Source organism: Ornithinimicrobium flavum, assembly GCF_004526345.1.
GTDB classification, from domain to species: domain Bacteria; phylum Actinomycetota; class Actinomycetes; order Actinomycetales; family Dermatophilaceae; genus Ornithinicoccus; species Ornithinicoccus flavus.
On the sequence record NZ_CP038213.1, the window covers coordinates 1,411,416 to 1,431,528 of the forward strand.

Below are 20,113 nucleotides of genomic sequence, written 5' to 3' on the forward strand. Positions count from 1 at the left end.
GGAGGGTGACCGGTTGGAGTCGTGATCACGACGTCAACCGGTCACGGTGTCGAGCCTCTACCCTCGTCCCCGTGAGCGACGACAAGGCCGAGGAGATCCGCAGGTGGGTGCAGGGGCTGTCGCCGACCGAGCTGCAGGGTGTGCTCGACGGCATCGGAGGCGCCCTGGGCTCCTTCACACTCGCGCCGGAGCGGCAGACGCACCAGATGCCGGAGCTGCCCGACCCGCCGGAGGAGACGTCCGCGCTGACCGTGCGGGTCGACGTGGACGACCTGAGGCCGGCGGTGTGGCGGCGGCTGGTGCTGCGCGGCGATCTGCTGCTCGATGAGCTGCACGCGGTCCTGCAGGCGGCGTTCGGCTGGCAGGACCACCATCTCCACAAGTTCTGGCCGGGCCCGCAGAAGCGGATCTGGCGGGGGCCGTCGTTCCTCACCGAGTTCGACCTGTCGGAGGGCGAGGAGGGCGTGCCGGAGTCGGAGGTGCAGCTCGACCAGCTGCTCCGGGCGAAGGGCGACCGGCTGTTCTACACCTACGACTTCGGTGACGACTGGACCTGCACCCTGAGGCTCGAGGCGGTCGGCCCGCTGGACGACGACGCCCCGCAAGCGGTCTGCACCGGCGGCCGCATGGCCGGACCGCTGGAAGACTGCGGGGGAGTCCCCGGTCACCAGGAGCTCGTCGAGGCCTACCTCGCCGACCCCTCCCTGCGCACCCTGGACCGCGAGCGCCGCGACTGGGTGCCGACCGGGTGGGACCCGACCGCCTTCGACCTGGAGGAGGTGGGGCACCGGCTGTCCCTGGTCGGGCTGACGACCGACGAGCTGCTCGAACGCCTCGCGCAGCCCGGCACCGGCGCCTCCTTCCCCGAGGTGCTCGAGCCGCTGCTCGACCTTGCGCTCCCCCCGGTGGTCGCCGAGCTGGCGGGGCTCGTCGAGCAGGCCCGCACCGGGGGCGAGCCGAGCACGGAGGACCTCGCGGAGATCGCCCGCCCCTACCGGTTCATGGTCGAGCTGGCCGGGCAGGACGGGATCCCGCTCACGTCGGCGGGCTGGATGAAGCCGGCCTTCGTCGAGCGGATCTACCACGAGCTGGGTCTCGCCGACGACTGGATCGGCAAGGGCAACCGCGAGGACCTGACCGCTCCCGTCGCCGACCTGCGCAGCACCTGCCAGGAGCTGGGGCTGCTGCGGAGGTACAAGGGCCGTCTGGTGCGGACCCCGCTGGCGCGCGGGCTGAGCACGGACGAGGAGTATGTCGACGCGGTGGCGGGGCGTCTCCTTCGCCACCGCAACACCTGGGTGGAGGTGGCGGGGGCCCTGCTCGCCCTGCTCACGGCCGCCGAGGGTGGACCCTCGCGGGAGCACGACGGCACGATCGCCCGGATCCTGACCGACTGCGGCCTGCGCACGACGCCGGGCGGGGTCGACCGGCGGCACGTCGCGGAGTGGGTCCGGCCCGTGTCGGCGGCGCTGCGTCGCGCCAGGGGTGAGCGGCTGCTGAGCCGGGGCGGCGCCGACCACGACCACCGGGCGGTGGTGCTGACCCGGCGGGCGCTGTGGCCCGGGGAGGACGGGCCGGTCACGGCGTAGTGCGGCCCGAACGCGACCGGCCAGGACGTTTCGGACCACGGGGGAGGCCTGGGAGGATGCACGGGTGACGGCGACGATCCAGGCCCGCGACGTGGCGGTCGGCCACGGAGCCACCCTGCTCTTCTCCGGCCTCGACCTCGTCGTCGCGCCGGGCGACGTCGTGGGGCTCGTCGGGCCCAACGGCGCCGGGAAGTCCACCCTCCTGCACGTGCTCGCCGGTCGGCGGGCCCCCGAGGCCGGGCAGGTCGTCGTCTCGCCCAGGACCGCCCACCTCGGGCTCCTCACCCAGGAGTCCGACGCGCTGGAGGGGGAGACGATCCGGCGATCCCTGGCCAGGCGGACCGGCGTCGCGGAGGCGGAGGCGCAGCTGGAGACTGCGGCGCAGCGGCTGGGGGAGCACCCGGAGGACGAGGCGAGCGGCACGGCATACTCCGCCGCCCTGGAGGCCTGGCTCGCGCTCGGCGGGGCGGACCTCGACGAGCGGGCCGAGGAGGTCGCCGCCCGCCTGGGCCTGGCCGTGGACCTGGACCGCGCGGTGAGCACGCTCTCGGGCGGGCAGGCCGCACGGGTGGGTCTGGCGGGGCTGCTGCTGTCGCGCTACGACGGCTACCTGCTCGACGAGCCGACCAACGACCTCGACGCGGCGGGCCTGGAGCTGCTGGAGGACTTCGTGCACGGCCTCGAGGCGCCGGTGGTGCTCGTCAGCCACGACCGGGCGTTCCTGTCGGCGACGGTGACCACGGTGGTGGAGATCGACCGCAGCCTGCAGCGGGTGGTGGCCTACGGGGGTGGCTACGACGCCTACCTGGAGGAGCGGTCGATCACGCGGCGGCACGCACGGGAGGCCTACGAGGAGTATGCCGAGCGCCGGCGCGGCCTCGAGACCCGCGCCCGGATGCAGCGTGAGTGGATGGCCAAGGGGGTGCGCAACGCCAACAAGAAGGCCGCGCGGCGCCAGGAGAAGGACAAGTTCGTCCGCGCCCACCAGGTGGCCACCTCGGAGAAGCAGGCCGCCAAGGCGCGCCAGACGCAGCGGATGATCGAGCGGCTCGACGTCGTGGAGGAGCCGCGCAAGGAGTGGTCGCTGCAGTTCTCGATCGCGCAGGCGCCCCGGTCCGGGGACGTCGTCGCGGTGGCGCGCGGTGCGGTGGTGCGCCGCTCGGGACCCACGGGGTCGTTCACGCTCGGGCCCGTCGACCTGCAGCTCGACCTGGGCGACCGGGTGGCGATCACCGGGCCGAACGGCTCCGGCAAGACGACGCTGCTCGCCCTGCTCCTCGGCCAGGTGGCGCCCGACGAGGGGACGGTGTCGCTCGGCTCACGGGTCCTCGTGGGGGAGGTCGACCAGGCGCGGCGGATGCTCGACGCCGCCGACGAGACACCGTTGGCGCGGGTGCTGGCCCTGGAGCTGCCGGAGTGGACCGACGCCGACCGGCGCACGCTGCTGGCGAAGTTCGGCCTGGCGGGTGGTCATGTCGGTCGGCCGGTGTCGACGCTGTCGCCGGGGGAGCGGACGCGCGCCGCGCTGGCGCTGCTGCAGGCCCGCGGCGTCAACCTGCTGGTCCTCGACGAGCCGACCAACCACCTCGACCTGCCGGCGATCGAGCAGCTGGAGCAGGCCCTGGACGCCTTCGACGGCACGCTCCTGCTGGTGACGCACGACCGCCGGATGCTGGAGACGGTGCGGCTGACGCGTCGCTGGGAGGTGGACGCCGGTCAGGTGGACGAGGTGCTGCCCGGGGCCGCTCAGTAGCTGGCGCGCTCCTCCCGGTCGCCCGCCCCGAACTCGGCGGCGAGCGCCTCCGAGCCGCGGGCCAGCAGGGCGACGTCGGCCCCGGCCAGCAGGAAGGCCGCGCCGTCGTCGAGGTAGCTCCGCGCCACCTGCGCGTCGAAGGCGTTGACGCCGACCGGTGTGCCGGCGTCACGGACCGCCTGGAAGGCCCGCCGGACGGCGGCGACCACCTCGGGGTGGGCCTGCTGGCCGAGCAGCCCCATGGAGGCAGACAGGTCCGACGGGCCGACGAAGACGCCGTCCACGCCGTCGACCGCCGCGATGGCGCCGGCGTTCTCGACCCCCTCGGCCGTCTCGATCTGCACGAACAGCGAGACGTGCTCGGCGGCGTCGGCGAGGTAGCCCTCCACCCGGTTCCACCGCGCGGAGCGGGCCAGGGCCGAGCCGACCCCGCGACGGCCGTGCGGCGGGTAGCGCACGGCCTCCACCAGGGCCCGCGCCTCCGGGGCCGAGGAGACCATCGGCACGAGCAGGGTCTGCGCGCCGAGGTCCAGCACCTGCTTGATCGCCACCGGGTCACCGCTGGGGACACGCACCACGGGGATCACCGGGTATGCGGCCACCGCCTGCAGCTGGGTGAGGACCGACTCGAGCCCGTTGGGGGAGTGCTCCATGTCGATCAGCAGCCAGTCCACCCGGAGCCGGCGCAGATCTCGGCGACCAGCGGGCTACCGGAGCAGACCCAGATGCCGACGAGGGGCCTCCCGTCGTCCCCGCGGTCCTCCTGCGCGGCGAGGGCGTGGCGCAGCGTCGGGCTCAGACGAAACGGCACGAGATCGTCCCCAGCTCGCGGAAGTCGGCCAGGACCGTGTCGCCCGGGTGCACCCACATCGGGCGGGTGAAGGACCCGGCGAGCACCAGGTCGCCGGCCTCGAGGCGGTCCCCGTGCTGGGCCAGCTTGTCCGCCAGCCACGCCACCCCCATGGCGGGGTGGTTGAGCACGGCGGCGGCCACGCCGGACTCCTCGATGGTCTCGTTGCGGTAGAGGAGCGCGCTCACCCACCGCAGGTCGACCTCGCCGGGGCGCACGGGGTTGCCGCCGTAGACCATCCCGCCCATGGCGGCGTTGTCGCTGATGGTGTCCACGATGGTCCGGCCCTCCATCTCGATCCGGGAGGAGAGGATCTCCAGCGCCGGCACGACATACTCCGTCGCCCGCAGCACGTCGAAGACGGTGGTGCCCGGGCCCTCCAGCGGCTCGGCGAGGCGGAAGGCCAGCTCGACCTCGATGCGCACGTTGGAGAAGCGGTCGTGCTCGATCACTGAGCCGTTCTCGAAGACCATGTCGGCGAAGATCGCCCCGTAGTCGGGCTCGTCGATGCCGGTCGCGGCCTGCATCACCTTCGACGTCAGGCCGATCTTGCGGCCCACGGGGCGACGGCCCGCCTCGATCGCGCGCCGGCGCCACTCGTTCTGGACGGCGTAGGAGTCCTCCACCGTCATCCCGGGGTGGCGGGCGGTGAGCAGCGGCACCATGGTGCGGGACTGCTCGGCGGCCGCGAGCTCGTCCGCGATCGCCGCGATGGTCGCCTCCGGCAGCGGCGTCACAGCTGGTGCCCCAGCTTGTACTCGCCCTGCTTCCAGCTCGGCAGGGCGTCGGCGTCGTCCTCCGGGCGCGTGTAGGAGAAGCCGTCGGCGCCGATGGTGACCTCCATCTCGCTGTCGTCGGTGCGCTCCTGCACCGGCTGGGGGTTGCCGTCCAGGTCGAGCACCAGCGAGGCCTCGGTGTACCAGGAGGGGACCACCGGGTTGCCCCACCAGTCACGGCGCTGGTTGTCGTGGACGTCCCAGGTGACGACCGGGTTGTCCGGGTCGCCGGTGTAGTAGTCCTGGGTGTAGATCTCCACCCGGTGGCCGTCCGGGTCGCGCAGGTAGAGGTAGAAGGCGTTCGACACCCCGTGCCGGCCCGGTCCGCGCTCGATGCGGTCGGACATCCGCAGCGCGCCGAGCTTGTCGCAGATCGCGATGATGTTGTGCTTCTCGTGCGTCGCGAAGGCGACGTGGTGCATGCGCGGCCCGTCGCCCCCGGTCATCGCGGTGTCGTGCACGGTGGGCTTGCGCCGCATCCACGCGGCGTAGGTGGTGCCGGCCTCGTCCTGGATGTCCTCGGTGACGCGGAAGCCCAGGTCCTCCATGTGGGCGACCGCCCGCGGCACGTCCGGGGTGACCTGGTTGAAGTGGTCCAGCCGGACCAGTGCACCGGGGGTGTGCAGGTCGTAGCGCCACGCGAGCCGCTCGACGTGCTCGACGTCGTGGAAGAACTCGTAGGGGAAGCCGAGCGGGTCCTCGACCCTGACGGAGTCGCCGATACCGCGGGTGAACCCCTCGCGGCGGCGCTCGACGCGGCAGCCCAGCTCGGTGTAGAAGGCCTCCGTCTTGTCCAGGTCCTCGGGGGTGCGCACGCGGTAGGAGAAGGCGGCGACGGCCGCGACCGGGCCCTTGCGCAGCACGAGGTTGTGGTGGATGAACTCCTCCAGGCTGCGCAGGTGGACGGTCTCCTCGTCCTCCTCGGTCACGACGAGGTCGAGGACGTCGACGTAGAAGTTGCGCGAGGCCTCCAGGTCGGTCACCACGAGCTCCATGTAGGCGCAGCGCAGCACGTCCGGCGGCTCGGCGGTCGGGGTGGGGATCGGTGAGGTGGGGGTGCGGGGAGTGGTGCTCACGTCAGCGTCCTTGCGTGCGGTGGGGTGTCTCAGCGGGGGTCGGCCGGGTGCGGCGGGTCGGCCTTGCCGAAGGTCGGGTTGTGGACCGTGCCGAGCGTGATGTGCACGGCCTGCTGGTCGGTGTAGAAGTCGATCGAGCGGTAGCCGCCCTCGTGGCCCAGGCCGGAGGCCTTCACCCCGCCGAAGGGGGTGCGCAGGTCACGCACGTTGTTGCTGTTGAGCCAGACCATGCCCGCCTCGACCGCCTGGGAGAAGGTGTGCGCGCGCCTGAGGTCGTTGGTCCAGATGTAGGCGGCCAGGCCGTAGCGGACGCCGTTGGCGAGCTCCAGGGCCTCCTCGTCGGTGTCGAAGGGGGTGATCGCGACGACCGGGCCGAAGATCTCCTCCTGGAAGATCCGGGCGTCCGACGGCACGTCGGCGAAGACGGTCGGGCGGACGTAGTTGCCCGTGGGGAGGCCGTCGGGGCGGCCGCCGCCGGCGACGAGGCGGGCCTCCTGCTTGCCGATCTCGATGTAGCTCATGACCTTGTCGTAGTGCTCCGGGTGCACGAGGGCCCCAACCTCGGTCTCGGGGTCGTGCGGCGGGCCGACGACGACCCGCTCGGCCTGCGCGGCATACCGCTCGACGAACTCGTGGTAGATCTCGCGCTGGACCAGGATCCGGCTGCCGGCCGTGCACCGCTCGCCGTTGAGGGAGAAGACGCCGAAGATGGTCGCGTCGATCGCCGCGTCGAGATCGGCGTCGGCGAAGACGACGGCGGGGGACTTGCCACCCAGCTCCATCGACAGCCCCTTGAGGTAGGGGGCGGCGTTGGCGAAGATGAGCTGCCCGGTGCTGCTCTCGCCGGTGAAGGAGATGAGCGGCACGTCCGGGTGCTTGACCAGGGCGTCGCCCGCGTCCTCACCCATCCCGTTGACGAGGTTGAAGACGCCCGGCGGCAGGCCGGCCTCCTCGAAGATCCCGGCCCACAGCGAGGCGGACAGCGGGGTGAACTCGGCCGGCTTGAGCACGACGGTGTTGCCGGTGGCCAGCGCCGGCCCCAGCTTCCACGACTCGAGCATGAAGGGGGTGTTCCACGGCGTGATGAGACCCGCGACCCCGATGGGCTTGCGGTTGACGTAGTTGATCTGCCGCCCCGGCACCTTGTAGGTGTCGTCGGCCTGGGCGACGATGAGGTCGGCGAAGAAGCGGAAGTTCTCGGCGGCCCGGCGGGCCTGGCCCAGCGCCTGGGTGATGGGCAGGCCGGAGTCGAAGCTCTCCAGCTCGGCGAGGCGGGCGTCCCGGGACTCGACGAGGTCGGCGACCCGGTGCAGGACGCGGGAGCGCTCGCGGGGGAGCATCCTCGGCCACGGACCCTCCGCGAAGGCCCGGCTGGCGGCCTCGACGGCGCGGTCGATGTCGGCCTTCTTCCCGGCGGCGGCGTGCACGTAGGTCTCGTTGGACACCGGGTCCAGGACCTCGAAGGTGCTGCCGTCCACCGAGTCGACGAGCTCGCCGTCGATGTAGTGCTGGATCTTCGCGGGCAGGTCGGCCGGCCGGTGCGGCTGCGGCGTGGGCGTGCTCTGGCTCATGGGTGCCTCCGGGTCAGTGGGCGTCGGGCAACGGGGGTGTCGTCGGTCATCTCTGCCGCCACGCCTCATACCTCTCCCGCCAGGCGGCGTTCATCGGGAACAGGCCGTCGACGGGGTGGCCGGCGGCCACCTGCTCGGCGATCCAGGCGTCCTCCTCCTCCTGCGCCAGCGCCGCGTCGACGACCTCCTCGACCAGGCGCGGCGGGATGACGACGACCCCGTCCCGGTCGCCGACGAGGACGTCACCGGGCTGCACGGTCGCGCCACCGCAGGCGACGGTCACGTCGGTGTCCCAGGGCACGTGCCGCCGACCGAGGACGGCGGGGTGGGCGCCGTTGCTCCAGACGGGTATGCCGACTGCCGCGACGGCGTCGTGGTCGCGGACCCCGCCGTCGGTGACGATGCCGGCTGCCCCGCGGGCGTGGGCCCGCAGCGCCAGGATGTCGCCGAGGGTGCCCGAGCCGCGCTCGCCGCGGGCCTCGATGACGATGACCTCCCCCTCGCCGACGGCGTCGAAGGCGCGCTTCTGCGCGTTGTAGCCCCCGCCGTGGCTCGCGAAGAGGTCCTCCCGGTTGGGGACGAAGCGCAGGGTGCGCGCGGTGCCGACGACCTTGGCCTGGGGGTGCATGGGCTGCAGCCCGTCGATGCTGACGTTGTCGAGCCCCCGCTTGCGCAGCTGGGCGCTGAGCCCGGCGACGGGGGTGCGCTCCAGCTTGTCGCGCAGCTCGGGCGTCAGCGTGAAGGGCTCGGGCTCCGGGACGAGCCCGGCGGCCTCCCTCGAGCCCCACGCCTCGGCCCGCTGGGTGTCGTCCACGGCGGGCAGGGAGCCGAGCTCGCCGTCGAAGGCGTGCACGCCCTGCGTCACCGTGGTGACGAGCCGCCCCGTGCTGGGTGCACCGGGGGTCTGGGGGGCGTCGACCTCGACCTCGACGACGTCGCCGGGCACGATGACCGACGAGCCGGCCGGCGTGCCCGTGAGGATGATGTCGCCCGGCTCGAGCGTGAGGTGCTGGGAGAGGTCGGCGACGATCTGGGCCAGCGGGAAGATCAGCCCCTCCGTCGTGTCGTCCTGACGCAGCTCGCCGTTGACCCAGGTGCGCACGCGCAGGGCCGATGGGTCCAGGTCGCGGGCGTCCAGGAGGGTGGGGCCGAGCGGGGTGTAGCCGTCACCCCCCTTGGACCGGACGTTGGAGCCCTTGTCGTTGGCGCGCAGGTCGTAGAGGCCGAGGTCGTTCGCGGCCGTGACGAAGGCGACGTGGTCCCACGCGTCCTGGGCGGCGACCCGGCGGGCGGAGGTGCCGACGACCAGGGCCACCTCGCCCTCGAAGGCCAGCAGCTCGGTGCCGGCCGGTCGCTCGACGGTGCCGCCGGAGCCGGACAGCGAGCTGGACGGCTTGAGGAAGTAGGAGGGGTGCGCCGGTCGGCGTCCGCGCTGGTCGGCGCGGGAGGCGTAGCTGAGGTGAACGGCCACGATCTTGCCGGGCCGGGCAGTCAGCGGCGCGAACCGGGGGTCGGTGGGGCTCGCGCTCGGGTAGGTCGTCATCGATCTTCCCTCTCTGCGGGTCGTCCGTGGATCGTAGATCGTCCGGGACGGGGGGGAACAGGGGCACCGCCCGGCGCTCAGGCGGGCGGCTCGGGGGTCGGGCGGTTGGCCGCGATGATCTCCTCCTGGTAGGGCGCCATCACGGCGGGCGAGATCCGCAGGTCGAGCAGCAGGAACGGCCGCTCGTCCACGGGTCGGGACACCCAGTCGGCGAGGACCTCCAGGTCCGCCATGGCCCCGACCACCTCGCCCTGCGCCCCCACGGCCCGGGCCAGGGCGGCGAAGTCGACGTCAGGGATGAGCATCGGCTCCTGGGTCAGCCCCTGTCCTCCGTAGACGTGCACCTCCGCGCCGTAAGCGGCGTCGTTCCAGACGACCGCGAGCCCCCGCCCGCCGGCGACCCGCACGGCCGACTCGAGGTCGGCCAGCGCCATCAGCCCGCCACCGTCGCCGGTGGTGAGCACGACGGTCGAGTCCGGCCGGGCCAGGGCCGCCCCCAGGACGCTGGGAAAGCCCAGGCCGATGGCCTGGAAGGCGGTGCCCACCATGACCATCCGGTCCGGGCTGGCGACCGGCCAGTACATGTTGGCCCAGCCGATGAAGTGACCGCCGTCGGAGACCACGACGCGGTCCGGCGGCAGCAGCTCGCCGATGCGGGCCGCGGCGGTGCGGGGGTCGAGCCGGCCGTCGGGGGCCGTGCCGGTGCCGGGCTCGTGGCGCCGGGCGGCGGGAACGTCCACCGACTCGCGCCAGCCGCTCGGGGTCGCCCCGTCCAGGGCCGCGACCAGGGCCTCGGTCACGACGCGGGCGTCCCCGCGGACGTAGCCGGCGACGTGCGGATGGGTGGCGGCCGCAGCGACGTCGACCTGGTAGACGCGCGTCCCGGGGGCGAAGAGCTCGCCGAAGCGCATGGTGAACTGGTTGAGGGAGGCGCCCAGCACGACGGCGACGTCGGCCTGGCGGACGAGCTGCATGGCCCCCTCGGCGCCCCACCCGCCCGCGCAGCCGAGGTCGAACTCGGCGCGCGGGAACAGGTTGCGGCCCAGCGAGCTGGTGGTCGTCAGCGCCCCGGTGGCGTCGGCCAGCTCGCCCAGGGCAGGACCGGCCCCGGCCGCCCAGGCGCCCCGCCCGGCGAGCAGCAGGGGGCGCTCCGCCGCCGCGAGGGCGGCGGCGATCTCGCGCACGGTGGCCTCGGCGAACGGGCCGCGGGGGGCCAGCGGGGCCGGCACGTGGCGCGGGCGCCGTCGGCACGTCACCCGCCTCGAGGGCGGCGACGTCGTAGGGGATGGCCAGGACCGTCGGGACCCGGTAGGTGAGCGCGTGCTCGACCGCGATCGCCGTCGTCGCCGCCGCGTCCGCCCGGCCGACGGTATACGTGCGGGCCCCCACGCCCGAGGCGAGCGCGATCTGGTCGACGTCCCACGGGCGCCGCCCGGAGGTCGGCTCGTCGCCGACCACCAGGACGAGGGGGACGTGCGCCTGCACGGCCTCGGCCAGGGCGGTGAGGGTGTTGGTGAACCCGGCGCCGTAGGTGGCGGTGCCGGCGGCGATCCGCCCCGAGGCGCGGTAGTGGGTGTCGGCGGCGACGACCGCCCCCGCCTCGTGCCGCACGGCCGTGAAGGAGGCGTCGGTCTGCCGCACCAGCGCGTCGAGGAAGTGCGCGTTGCCGTTGCCCATGACGCCGAAGACGTGGTCGAGGTGGGTGGCCAGGGTCAGGGCGACGTGCGCGGAGACGGAGGGCATAGGGACGAGGTCTATCACGTCCACGGCGCGGACCAGGACGCTTGCCGCGATCCGGACGGCGTCGCCCTACGATCGAGGGAGGCGGGCCCCGGTGCGCCCTGCCGTCCGGTGATGTGGTTCTGTGTCACCGCAGACCTCGACAGCGAAGTCCGAGGAGGGAGTCGTATGCAGTTCCACCACCACGGGTACGTCTCGGGGGATCCCAGGGTCCAGCCGGCAGCAGGGATCGGTCTGGACCGTCCGGAGGAGCTTCCCGACGAGGTCGACGTCCTCATCGTCGGCACCGGCCCGGCCGGGATGATCACGGCCGCCCAGCTGTCCATGTTCCCCGACGTCCACACGCGCATCGTGGAACGCCGGGACGGTCGGCTGCGGATCGGCCAGGCGGACGGCATCCAGGCGCGGTCGGTCGAGACCTTCCAGGCCTTCGGCTTCGCCGGCGCGATCACCGCCGAGGCCTACCGCATCACCGAGATGTGCTTCTGGCGCCCCGACCCCGACGACCCGCGCCGCATCGTGCGGGGGGAGCGTCCGCCGGACGACCCCACGGGCATCAGCGAGTTCCCCCACCTCATCGTCAACCAGGCCAGGGTGCTCGACTACTTCGCCGAGTTCATGGGCAACTCGCCGAGCCGGATGAAGCCCGACTACGGCTACGAGTTCTCGGAGCTCGAGGTCACCGAGGACTCTGACCACCCGGTGCGCGTCACGCTCGTGCACACCGCGGGTGAGCGCGAGGGCGAGGAGAAGGTCGTCCGGGCCCGCTACGTCCTCGGCGCCGACGGCGCACGCAGCCGGGTGCGGGACTCCATCGGGTGCACGATGAAGGGCGACCAGGCCTTCCACGCCTGGGGCGTCATGGACGTGCTCGCGGTCACCGACTTCCCCGACATCCGTCTCAAGTGCGCGATCCAGTCCGGCAGCGGCGGCAACATCCTGCTCATCCCGCGCGAGGGAGGTCACCTCTTCCGGATGTACGTCGACCTCGGCGAGGTGGCCCCGGACAACAAGGGCGAGGTGCGCAGGACCCCGCTGGAGCAGATCATCGCCAAGGCCCAGGCGATCCTGGCGCCCTACACCCTGGACGTGAAGCATGTGGCCTGGCACAGCGTCTACGAGGTCGGTCACCGGGTCACCGACCGTTTCGACGACGTGCCTCTGGACCAGGTGGGCACCCGCACCCCGCACGTGTTCATCGCCGGCGACGCCTGCCACACCCACAGCGCCAAGGCCGGCCAGGGCATGAACGTCTCCATGCAGGACGGCTTCAACCTGGGCTGGAAGCTCGGCTACGTCCTCACCGGCCGCAGCCCCGAGAGCCTGCTGGCCACCTACTCCGCCGAGCGGCAGGTCATCGCGCAGAACCTCATCGACTTCGACAAGGAGTGGTCCACGCTCATGGCCAAACGGCCGGAGGAGTTCGAGGACCCCAGGCAGCTGGCCGAGTTCTACGTGCAGACCGCGGAGTTCCCGTTCGGCTTCATGACGCAGTACCCCCCGTCGATGATCGTCGCCGACCAGTCCCACCAGGACCTCGCGACCGGGTTTCCCGTCGGCAAGCGGTTCAAGTCCGCCCCGGTCGTCCGGGTGGCCGACGCCAACCCGCTCCACCTGGGCCACCAGCACCGGGCCGACGGACGGTGGCGGCTCTACGCCTTCGCCGACGGCGTGCCGGGGGAGGCGTCGGCGCTGGCGAGCTGGGCGGGGTGGATGGCCACCGGCGAGGACTCCCCGGTGCTGGCGCACACCCCCGCCGACGGTGAGCTCGACGCCGTGCTCGACGTCAAGGTCGTCTACCAGCAGCGCCACGACACCATCGACATCGGCACCGTGCCCGCCCTGTTCCTGCCGCGGACCGGGCCGTTCGAGCTCGTCGACTACGAGAAGGTCTTCGCCACCGACCCCGAGGACGACATCTTCGACCTGCGCGGCATCGACCGCGGTGGGTGCGTCGTCGTCGTCCGGCCCGACCAGTACGTCGCGGCCGTACTCCCCCTGGAGGCCACCGAGGAGCTCGCGGCCTTCTTCCGCCAGCACCTGAAGGACCTCCGATGAGCACCGAGACCGACCTGCTGCAGCGCGTCCCCGACTCCCTGTTCATCGGCGGGCGGTGGCGCCCGGCCGAGGGTGGGCGCACCCTCGACGTCCTCGACCCCGCGACGGGGGAGCGGATCAGGACCATCGCCGACGCCTCGCCCGCCGACGGGATGGCGGCCCTGGACGCCGCCGTCGAGGCCTTCCCCGCGTGGGCGGCGACCCCGGCCCGTGAGCGCGGCGAGCTCCTGCGTCGCGCCTTCGACCTGGTCCAGGAGCGGAAGGAGGACTTCGCGCTCCTCATGACCCTCGAGATGGGCAAGCCGCTGGCCGAGGCCCGCGGTGAGGTCGCCTACGGTGCCGAGTTCCTCCGGTGGTTCAGCGAGGAGGCGGTGCGGGTCGCCGGCCGCTACGGCCCCAACCCCGAGGGCACCGGGCGGATGATCGTCAGCCAGCACCCGGTCGGCCCCTGCTTCCTCATCACGCCGTGGAACTTCCCGCTGGCGATGGCGACGCGCAAGATCGCCCCGGCCCTGGCAGCCGGGTGCACGGTGGTCATCAAGCCGGCCGAGCTGACCCCGCTGACGACGCTGCTGCTGGCCTCCGTGCTCGAGGAGGCCGGGCTGCCCGCCGGGGTCCTCAACGTCCTCACCACCTCGACCTCGGGCGCCGTCTCGGAGCCGATCATCGGTGACCCTCGCCTGCGCAAGCTGTCGTTCACCGGATCGACCGCGGTCGGCCGCAAGCTCCTCGAGCAGGCGGCCCAGGGGGTCCTGCGCACCTCGATGGAGCTGGGGGGCAACGCACCCTTTCTCGTCTTCGGCGACGCCGACCTGGACAAGGCGGTCGACGGCGCCATCGCGGCCAAGTTCCGCAACATCGGGCAGGCGTGCACGGCCGCCAACCGCTTCATCGTGCACCGCGACGTCGCCGAGGAGTTCGCCCGCCGGGTCACCGAGCGGGTGAGCGGCTTCACCGTCGGCCGCGGCACGGAGGACGGCGTCACCATCGGTCCGCTCATCAACGACGACGCCGTGAGCAAGGCCGACTCGCTGGTCCGGGACGCGGTGGAGCGCGGCGCCACGCTGCGGACCGGCGGCGAGGCCGTGGACGGGCCCGGCACCTTCTACCGGCCGACGGTTCTCTCCGACGTGAAGCCCGGCAGCGAGATCCTCCAGGCGGAGATCTTCGGCCCGGTCCTGGCCATCGTGCCCTTCGACACCGAGGACGAGGCCGTTCGCATCGCCAACGACACCGAGTACGGCCTCGTCTCCTACGTCTACACGGAGAGCCTCGGCCGCGGGCAACGCATGATCGAGCGGCTCGAGACCGGGATGATGGGGCTCAACGTGGGCGTCGTGTCCAACGCCGCGGCACCCTTCGGCGGGTGGAAGCAGTCCGGCCTGGGTCGCGAGGGCGGCGTGGAGGGTATCCACGAGTACCTGCAGGGCAAGTACACGCTCACGCCTGACCCGTTCTGAGCCCGGTCGCCGGCCGTGTCGTGTGCGACCTGTAGGAGCCCTCGCTCCGTTGCCGGCTGACCCTCAGGTCCGGGCCGACAACGCAGGGATGAGGTCCTCGTCGCCGACCAGCCGGGAGTCGTGGTCCAGCTCCTCGTGCTCCTCCACCGTCCAGTCGTGGCCGGTGACGCGCGCGACATACCGGACGATCTCGGGGTAGGTCCACGCGTCGGCGGCGTTGCTGTCGAGGTGCACGGTGCCCGAGCGCCCCGAGGTGGCCAGCGAGACCAACGCGCGGGCGGTGTCGCTCATCCACGACGTGGCGGGGCGCCACAGCCGGCTGGCCCGGATCGTGCCGCCGGCGGCCCCGGCCTGCGCGGCGAGCTGGGCGACCATGTTGTTGCCGAGCCCGTCGGGGTGGGCCTGCCAGCCGATCCGGGCGACCACCGCCCGGTCGTTGGCGGCGCGCACGGCCTGCTCGCAGCGCGCCTTGTAGCTGCCGTAGTCGTCGGTGGCGGTCGGCTCGTCCTCGGGTCGGAACGGGCCGTCCGGGTCCCCGGGTGCGTCCCCGAAGACCGACACCGAGCTGGTGCAGACGAAGGGCAGGCCGTGCTCCCCGGCGTAGGCGGCCAGCCGTCCGGCCCACTCCTCGGGACCCATCCCGAGATGGAAGATGCCCGCGGGCCGGAGCGAGGCGAGGAAGGCGGCGCCGGCGGGGACGTCGCCGACGGGTATGGCCTCCCGGTCCCAGGCGGCCACCTCACCTCCCAGCTCGGTCACGCGCGCGGCCACCTTCGGCGCGACGGTGCCGCGCAGACCGGTCACCAACCAGGTGCCGGTCAACTGCCGCTGGCCCACACTCACACCTCTCTCACCACGGACGGGAACGCCCCCAGTCTGCCCGACCCGCCGGCTCGCTAGGGTGGGACAAGGGGACGTCGAGGGGGTCCTGGAGTTCCGCGACATGGTCGACACGGCCGCGGAGTACGCCCCGCAGATGAAGGCCGCGGGCGCCGACGTCGTCGTCGTCCTCAGCCACGCCGGCCTCGGCGACTCGTCCTACTCCGTGCCGGGCCTGCCGGATGAGAACCCTGCCGACGACATCGCTCGCGAGGTGCCCGGCATCGACGTCATGGTCATCGGCCACACCCACCGCGACGTGCCGGAGCAGATCATCACCAACGAGGTGACCGGCGAGCCGGTGCTGCTGACCCAGGCCTACCGCTGGGGTGGCACCGTGGCGCGGGTCGACCTCGACCTGCACAAGGTGCGCGGCCAGTGGGACGTCGAGGATGCCGAGGGTATGGCGATCCGCACCCGTGACTACCCCGTGCACCCCGCGGTGGTCGAGGCGCTGACGCCGGCCCATGACAAGACGGTCGAGTACGTCAACCAGGTCGTCGCTACGGCGACGGAGGAGCTGTCGGGCGCGGACTCGTACTGGAGGGACACCCCGATCGTCGACTTCATCCAGCACGTGCAGACCGAGACGGTGGAGGCGGCCCTGGAGGGCACCTCCTACGCCGACCTGCCGGTCCTGTCGCTCGCGGCACCCTTCAGCCGGACCGCGGTCTTCCCCGAGGGCGAGGTGACGATCCGCGACATCGCGGGCCTGTACATCTACGACAACACCCTGCACGCGGTGACGATGTCCGGGGCCGAGGTGAAGGACTACCTGGAGTACGGCAACGGGATGTACTTCCACACCGTCCCCGCCGGTGACATCTTCGACCCGGCCACCGACACGAACCTCAACAACCGCCCGGACTACCACCTCGACCTGATGTCGGGTGTCGACTACGAGGTCGACCTGTCCGAGGCGGTCGGCTCGAAGATCGAGAACCTCACGCTGGCCGACGGCACCCCGGTGACCGACGACATGCAGTTCGTCGTCGCGGTCAACAACTACCGCCGCTCCGGTGGCGGCTCGTACCCGCACATCACCGCCGCACCGCTGGTCTACGACGAGCAGCAGGAGATCCGCCAGCTGCTCATCGACTGGGCCAGCGAGCGAGAGGTCATCGACCCGGACGACTTCTTCGACCCGAACTGGACGCTGACCGTCGCGGACGTCCCGGTCGCGCAGTAGGCAGCGACCCGCACCGCGACGAGGGCCCCCGGTCGGGAGACCGGGGGCCCTCGTTGCGCTCAGCCTGACGTTGTCGGCGGAGTGGCGGAGGTGCCGGGCGCCACGGGCTGCCCGAGCACGATCTGCGGGCGCGGGTTCGGCGATCCCGCACCCGTGATCCGCGACATGAGGGCCGCGACGAGGAGCCTCGGGTCGAGCAGCACCCTCGGCCCGACCATCAGGTGGTAGAGACTGGACATCGTCCGCTGGGCCCGCGCGTCGCCGTGCGCCGCCAGCCGGGTGACCTCCCGCGACCAACGCCCCATGAGGTCCTGCAGCACACCGGGGGAGCCCTCGCTGGACGGCAGCCGCAGGTCCTCGCTGCTCGCGATCGCCCACGGCAGCGCGGTGAGCCGGGCGAGCTGGCGCAGCAGGTGCCGCTCGCGTCCGGGCAGCCAACCGGCCCGCAGCGCGTCACGGAGCACGACGCCCTCGCAGGCGGCCACGGCGATCCCCTGGCCGTAGACCGGGTTGAAGGCGACGAACGCGTCGCCGACCGGCAGGATCCCGGCGGGCCATCGACGGAGCCGCTCGTAGCGGTGTCTCCGGTTGCCGGTCTGCCGGTGCACGGCCACGTCGGTGAGAGGGTGGGCGACGTCGACGACCTCCGCCACGGCGGGGTCGGGCAGGGCGCGCAGGAACGCCTCGAACCCTGCGGCGTCCCGGGGTGGCCGGTGATCACCGGAGCCGAGCGCGGTGACGAGCCACCGGTCCTCCTCGACGGGCAGGGCCAGCCCGCCGGCCATGCTCGCCGGGGTCTGCTGGACGACGACACCGGCGGGGGCGACGGTCCCGGCCGGTACGGCATACGTCCGGGTGGCGTAGCCCGTGCGGGCGTCGACCTCCGACACCTCGCCGGACCCGAGGCCCAGCTCCCTCAGCCAGGTCGGCAGGCGCGACCCCCGCCCGGTGGCGTCGACGACGAGATCGGCGTCGTGGACCGCTCCGGCGGCCGTGACGACCTGCCAGGCGCCGGCCCTCCCGTGGCGCAGGGACAGCGCCCGGCTCCCGTCCCGCACGTCCACACCCGGGAGCGCGCGGACGCGCCCGAGGACGGTGTGCTCGAAGAGCGGTCGGGTCAGGGAGAGGATCGGGAACTGGCGGGTGCGGTATGCGGTCCAGCCCACCTCACCGAGCCAGGCCAGGTCGCCGGTGTCCAGCTCCACCGCCCCGGCGCGGCGGAGATCGTCGCCGATCCCCGGCAGCAGCTCCTCGAGGGCGAGCAGGCCGCGGTGGAGCAGGACGTGAGGCTGGCGCCCCTGCGGGACCCCCGTTCGTGGCCCCGGCCTGGGCGGGAGCACGTCCCGCTCGAGCACGGTGACCGAGCGCCCGTCCCCGGCGCACGCCGCCGCGGCACACAGGCCCGCCAGGCTCGCGCCCAGGACGACGACCCGCCGCACAGGAGGGGTGTCACGGTTGCGCCCCATGCGAGCACCCCGCCCGTCAGCCCGCGCCGTCGGCACGGACCCGGAAGTCGATGCCCCGCACCGTGCCGTGCCCGCTGGGGTCGGCGACGTCGGGGACCGTGATGTCCTTGGCGTCGAGGTCGGTCAGGTGGATCGTGCCGAAGGCGTCGCGCTCGGTCAGCACACCGACCCCGGTCCCGCCCGCCGACGAAGTGGTCCCCACCCGCAGCGCGTCGCTGGCAGGGTCGGCGCGGCGCAGGACCTTGTCGGCAAGGCCACCGAGGCCACCCAGGGCGCCGCGGCCGCCAAGAGCGCCGCGCAGCCGCTTGCCCAGGGTCCGTTCCTTCGGTGGCCGCGGCTGCGGGTTGAGCGAGACCTGGTCGCCCGGACGTCCGCCGACCACGATGATCGACCGGTCGTCCCCCTCGCGGACGCCACCGATCACGCCTGCCCGTTCCAGCGCCTTGAGGCTGACGGAGCGGTGCGAGCCGTCGGCCTGGACGATCCTGGCGTGCAGCCGCTCGCTGGTGAGCGCCCCGGCGAGGTCGAGGTCCCGGGCCGGTCTGACCGTCACCCGGCCGCTCCAGTTGACGGGGTCGACCGAGCGCAGGGTGCCCCCTCGCCATACCCAGTCCTCGGCGAGCCGGCAGCTCACGGTGAGCGGCACCTCGGTCTCGACGCCCTCAACGCGGTAGCGGCGGCTCGACCAGCCGCCCGCGTCGTCGTCGTGCCACATCATCGTCGTGCGGCCCGAGGACTGGCCGGACGGGTTGGTGCAGCTGACCTCGAACTGCACCGGGCCCAGCCGGAAGAGGTCCATGAGCTCCTCGTAGGAGGAGCGTCCGCCGAGCGCGTCGGCGAGGTCCGCGGAGCTGAAGCGCAGGGGGGCCGCCTGGGGCGGCGGCTCGGGCTGCGGCCCCGTGGCGTCCCAGATGCTCGCCTCGGTGAAGGGCCGCAGCACGGGAAGGGTGGCGGCGGTCGACATCGGGGCCCGGGCCGCGGTGTCCGCCGTCAGGGCCGCGGTCACGGCGGCAGGCTCGCCCGTCGGCGCGGTGGTCGTCACGATCTGTCTCAGCGGTTGCAGGGTCAGGCGCGCCCAGCGGCCGGCGTCGGCGTCGGCGAGCGACACCCGGCTGCGCACCGTCCGCAGCGCGTCATCGGCCAGGTAGGAGGAGGCGATGCGGTCCAGCGCCGCCGCCATGGTGCGGCCCAGGGGGGAGCCTGTGTCGGTCCGCCAGGCGACCTCGCCCTCGATGACGCCGCTGCGGTCGGGGCGCCGGCTGACGAGCAGCAGCGCCTGGGTGTCGGAGGGCGCACCGCTCGACCGCAGCTGCGAGGCGGCGTCCGGTATGCCGTAGGCGTCGGCCAGCTGGCGGGCCAGGCTCTGCGCGTCGCCGGCGAGGAGCTCCTGGTAAGAGTAGCCGTCGGCGCCGAGCGCCGCCAGCCGCTCGTTGATCGGCCCGAGGTGCTCGCTCGCGCGCCCGGCCAGGTCGAGACCGTCGAGGGCCTTCTGCACCTCGCCCTCGATGCTGATGCCCGCGACCGATGTCAGGAACCGGGCCACCGCCTGGAGGATGTCGCCCGGGAGGTTCTGGCTGTCGATCCGGCCCAGCAGGACCCGCAGGTCCTCCACCGCCGTCACCTGCAGCGGCGCGAGGACGGGCGGCACCGCGACGACCACGGTGACCAGCACCCCGAAGTCCACGGAGAACCGGGGGTCGGCGTAGCTGCCGAGGACGGTCGGGGTCGTCGAGGTGGCGATGATGGTGTTGCGCCCCGAGACGACCGTCAGGGCCAGCGTGCCCGCGCCGCGCCGCTGGACCGACCGGGTCCAGTCCTGGCCGAGCCGCACGTCGATGTCGTAGAGGCTGATGCCGTCGGCCAGCTCCTTGCCGCCCAGCCCCTTCACCGCTCGGGTGACCTCGGCCGTGACCTGGCCCCAAGCGGCGCGGGTCACCCCGTCGAGCAGGTCGGACAGGTCGTCCTCCACCCGCACCAGCCTCCCGGCGTCCACGACCGCGTGGAGCAGCGTGCCGTCGGCGGGGATGTCGATCGTGACGTCGGACATCGAGCGCCTCCTGCTGGAGGGCGCGGCGCCGCGGGTGGTGCCGCGCCGGCGGGTCGGTGACCCGGGTCACATCAGGATAGGACCGGGGTGTCTGTCAGCGCCAGAGCCTGGGCGCG

12 protein-coding genes and 2 pseudogenes are annotated in these 20,113 nt (G+C 73.1%); 5 read left to right on the forward strand and 9 right to left on the reverse strand.

Annotation, left to right across the window (positions count from 1 at the left end):
• The first annotated feature begins 71 nt into the window (after window positions 1-71).
• Both E3Z34_RS06555 and E3Z34_RS06560 read left to right on the forward strand, forming a co-directional pair.
• On the forward strand, window positions 72-1,589 hold the full coding sequence (locus tag E3Z34_RS06555; RefSeq protein ID WP_134772962.1) for a plasmid pRiA4b ORF-3 family protein: 1,518 nt from the start codon (window positions 72-74) through the stop codon (window positions 1,587-1,589).
• A 64-nt stretch (window positions 1,590-1,653) separates the two neighbouring features.
• Window positions 1,654-3,342 carry an ABC-F family ATP-binding cassette domain-containing protein gene (locus tag E3Z34_RS06560; protein WP_134772963.1) on the forward strand — a complete coding sequence of 563 codons (1,689 nt, stop codon included), beginning with the start codon at window positions 1,654-1,656 and terminating at the stop codon, window positions 3,340-3,342.
• On the opposite strand, the pseudogene E3Z34_RS06565 reads toward E3Z34_RS06560, so the two are convergent.
• From E3Z34_RS06565 to E3Z34_RS06590, 6 genes and pseudogenes are all read right to left on the reverse strand, one after another.
• Window positions 3,336-4,153: pseudogene (locus tag E3Z34_RS06565) on the reverse strand (HpcH/HpaI aldolase family protein). The gene E3Z34_RS06560 and the pseudogene E3Z34_RS06565 sit on opposite strands and share 7 nt — an antisense overlap.
• Window positions 4,138-4,857 carry a fumarylacetoacetate hydrolase family protein gene (locus tag E3Z34_RS06570; RefSeq protein WP_238695457.1) on the reverse strand — a complete coding sequence of 240 codons (720 nt, stop codon included), beginning with the start codon at window positions 4,855-4,857 and terminating at the stop codon, window positions 4,138-4,140. The pseudogene E3Z34_RS06565 and the gene E3Z34_RS06570 overlap by 16 nt, the downstream one beginning before the upstream one ends.
• A gap of 68 nt (window positions 4,858-4,925) precedes the next feature.
• The gene (hpaD, locus tag E3Z34_RS06575; protein WP_202977039.1) at window positions 4,926-6,044 is read right to left on the reverse strand and encodes a 3,4-dihydroxyphenylacetate 2,3-dioxygenase; all 1,119 of its coding nucleotides are present in this window, start codon (window positions 6,042-6,044) and stop codon (window positions 4,926-4,928) included.
• 29 nt (window positions 6,045-6,073) lie between these two features.
• The gene (hpaE, locus tag E3Z34_RS06580) at window positions 6,074-7,615 is read right to left on the reverse strand and encodes a 5-carboxymethyl-2-hydroxymuconate semialdehyde dehydrogenase (protein WP_134772964.1); all 1,542 of its coding nucleotides are present in this window, start codon (window positions 7,613-7,615) and stop codon (window positions 6,074-6,076) included.
• A gap of 46 nt (window positions 7,616-7,661) precedes the next feature.
• Window positions 7,662-9,158, reverse strand: coding sequence for a fumarylacetoacetate hydrolase family protein (locus tag E3Z34_RS06585; RefSeq protein ID WP_134772965.1), 1,497 nt, complete (start codon window positions 9,156-9,158; stop codon window positions 7,662-7,664).
• 77 nt (window positions 9,159-9,235) lie between these two features.
• Window positions 9,236-10,901: pseudogene (locus E3Z34_RS06590) on the reverse strand (thiamine pyrophosphate-binding protein).
• Between the two features lie 165 nt (window positions 10,902-11,066).
• On the opposite strand from E3Z34_RS06590, the gene E3Z34_RS06595 reads away from it, so the two are divergent.
• Entirely contained in the window at window positions 11,067-12,956 is a 1,890-nt protein-coding gene (locus E3Z34_RS06595) for an FAD-binding monooxygenase (RefSeq protein ID WP_134772966.1), read from the forward strand.
• Complete coding sequence (locus E3Z34_RS06600; RefSeq protein ID WP_134772967.1) at window positions 12,953-14,416, forward strand: NAD-dependent succinate-semialdehyde dehydrogenase; 1,464 nt, start codon at window positions 12,953-12,955, stop codon at window positions 14,414-14,416. Before E3Z34_RS06595 ends, E3Z34_RS06600 begins: the two co-directional genes overlap by 4 nt.
• A 63-nt stretch (window positions 14,417-14,479) precedes the next feature.
• Here E3Z34_RS06600 and E3Z34_RS06605 read toward each other — a convergent pair whose 3' ends face one another.
• The gene (locus E3Z34_RS06605; RefSeq protein WP_158288618.1) at window positions 14,480-15,253 is read right to left on the reverse strand and encodes a sugar nucleotide-binding protein; all 774 of its coding nucleotides are present in this window, start codon (window positions 15,251-15,253) and stop codon (window positions 14,480-14,482) included.
• 64 nt (window positions 15,254-15,317) lie between these two features.
• On the opposite strand from E3Z34_RS06605, the gene E3Z34_RS06610 reads away from it, so the two are divergent.
• Window positions 15,318-16,484: a bifunctional metallophosphatase/5'-nucleotidase gene (locus E3Z34_RS06610; protein WP_158288619.1), complete on the forward strand. Its 1,167-nt coding sequence runs from the start codon at window positions 15,318-15,320 to the stop codon at window positions 16,482-16,484.
• 59 nt (window positions 16,485-16,543) lie between these two features.
• On the opposite strand, the gene E3Z34_RS06615 is transcribed toward E3Z34_RS06610, so the two are convergent.
• Both E3Z34_RS06615 and E3Z34_RS06620 read right to left on the reverse strand, forming a co-directional pair.
• Entirely contained in the window at window positions 16,544-17,950 is a 1,407-nt protein-coding gene (locus E3Z34_RS06615) for an FAD-dependent monooxygenase family protein (RefSeq protein ID WP_194092438.1), read from the reverse strand.
• Between the two features lie 16 nt (window positions 17,951-17,966).
• The gene (locus tag E3Z34_RS06620; protein ID WP_134772970.1) at window positions 17,967-19,997 is read right to left on the reverse strand and encodes a hypothetical protein; all 2,031 of its coding nucleotides are present in this window, start codon (window positions 19,995-19,997) and stop codon (window positions 17,967-17,969) included.
• Window positions 19,998-20,113: the final 116 nt, after the last annotated feature.

Bases quoted from the DNA above. Each gene is read 5' to 3' on its own strand.
- E3Z34_RS06570 (WP_238695457.1), bottom strand. From the start codon at position 4,857: ATGGTGCCGCTGCTCACCGCCCGCCACCCCGGGATGACGGTGGAGGAC.
- hpaE (WP_134772964.1), bottom strand. From the start codon at position 7,615: ATGAGCCAGAGCACGCCCACGCCGCAGCCGCACCGGCCGGCCGACCTG.
- E3Z34_RS06585 (WP_134772965.1), bottom strand. From the start codon at position 9,158: ATGACGACCTACCCGAGCGCGAGCCCCACCGACCCCCGGTTCGCGCCG.
- E3Z34_RS06595 (WP_134772966.1), top strand. From the start codon at position 11,067: ATGCAGTTCCACCACCACGGGTACGTCTCGGGGGATCCCAGGGTCCAG.
- E3Z34_RS06600 (WP_134772967.1), top strand. From the start codon at position 12,953: ATGAGCACCGAGACCGACCTGCTGCAGCGCGTCCCCGACTCCCTGTTC.
- E3Z34_RS06615 (WP_194092438.1), bottom strand. From the start codon at position 17,950: ATGGGGCGCAACCGTGACACCCCTCCTGTGCGGCGGGTCGTCGTCCTG.
- E3Z34_RS06620 (WP_134772970.1), bottom strand. From the start codon at position 19,997: ATGTCCGACGTCACGATCGACATCCCCGCCGACGGCACGCTGCTCCAC.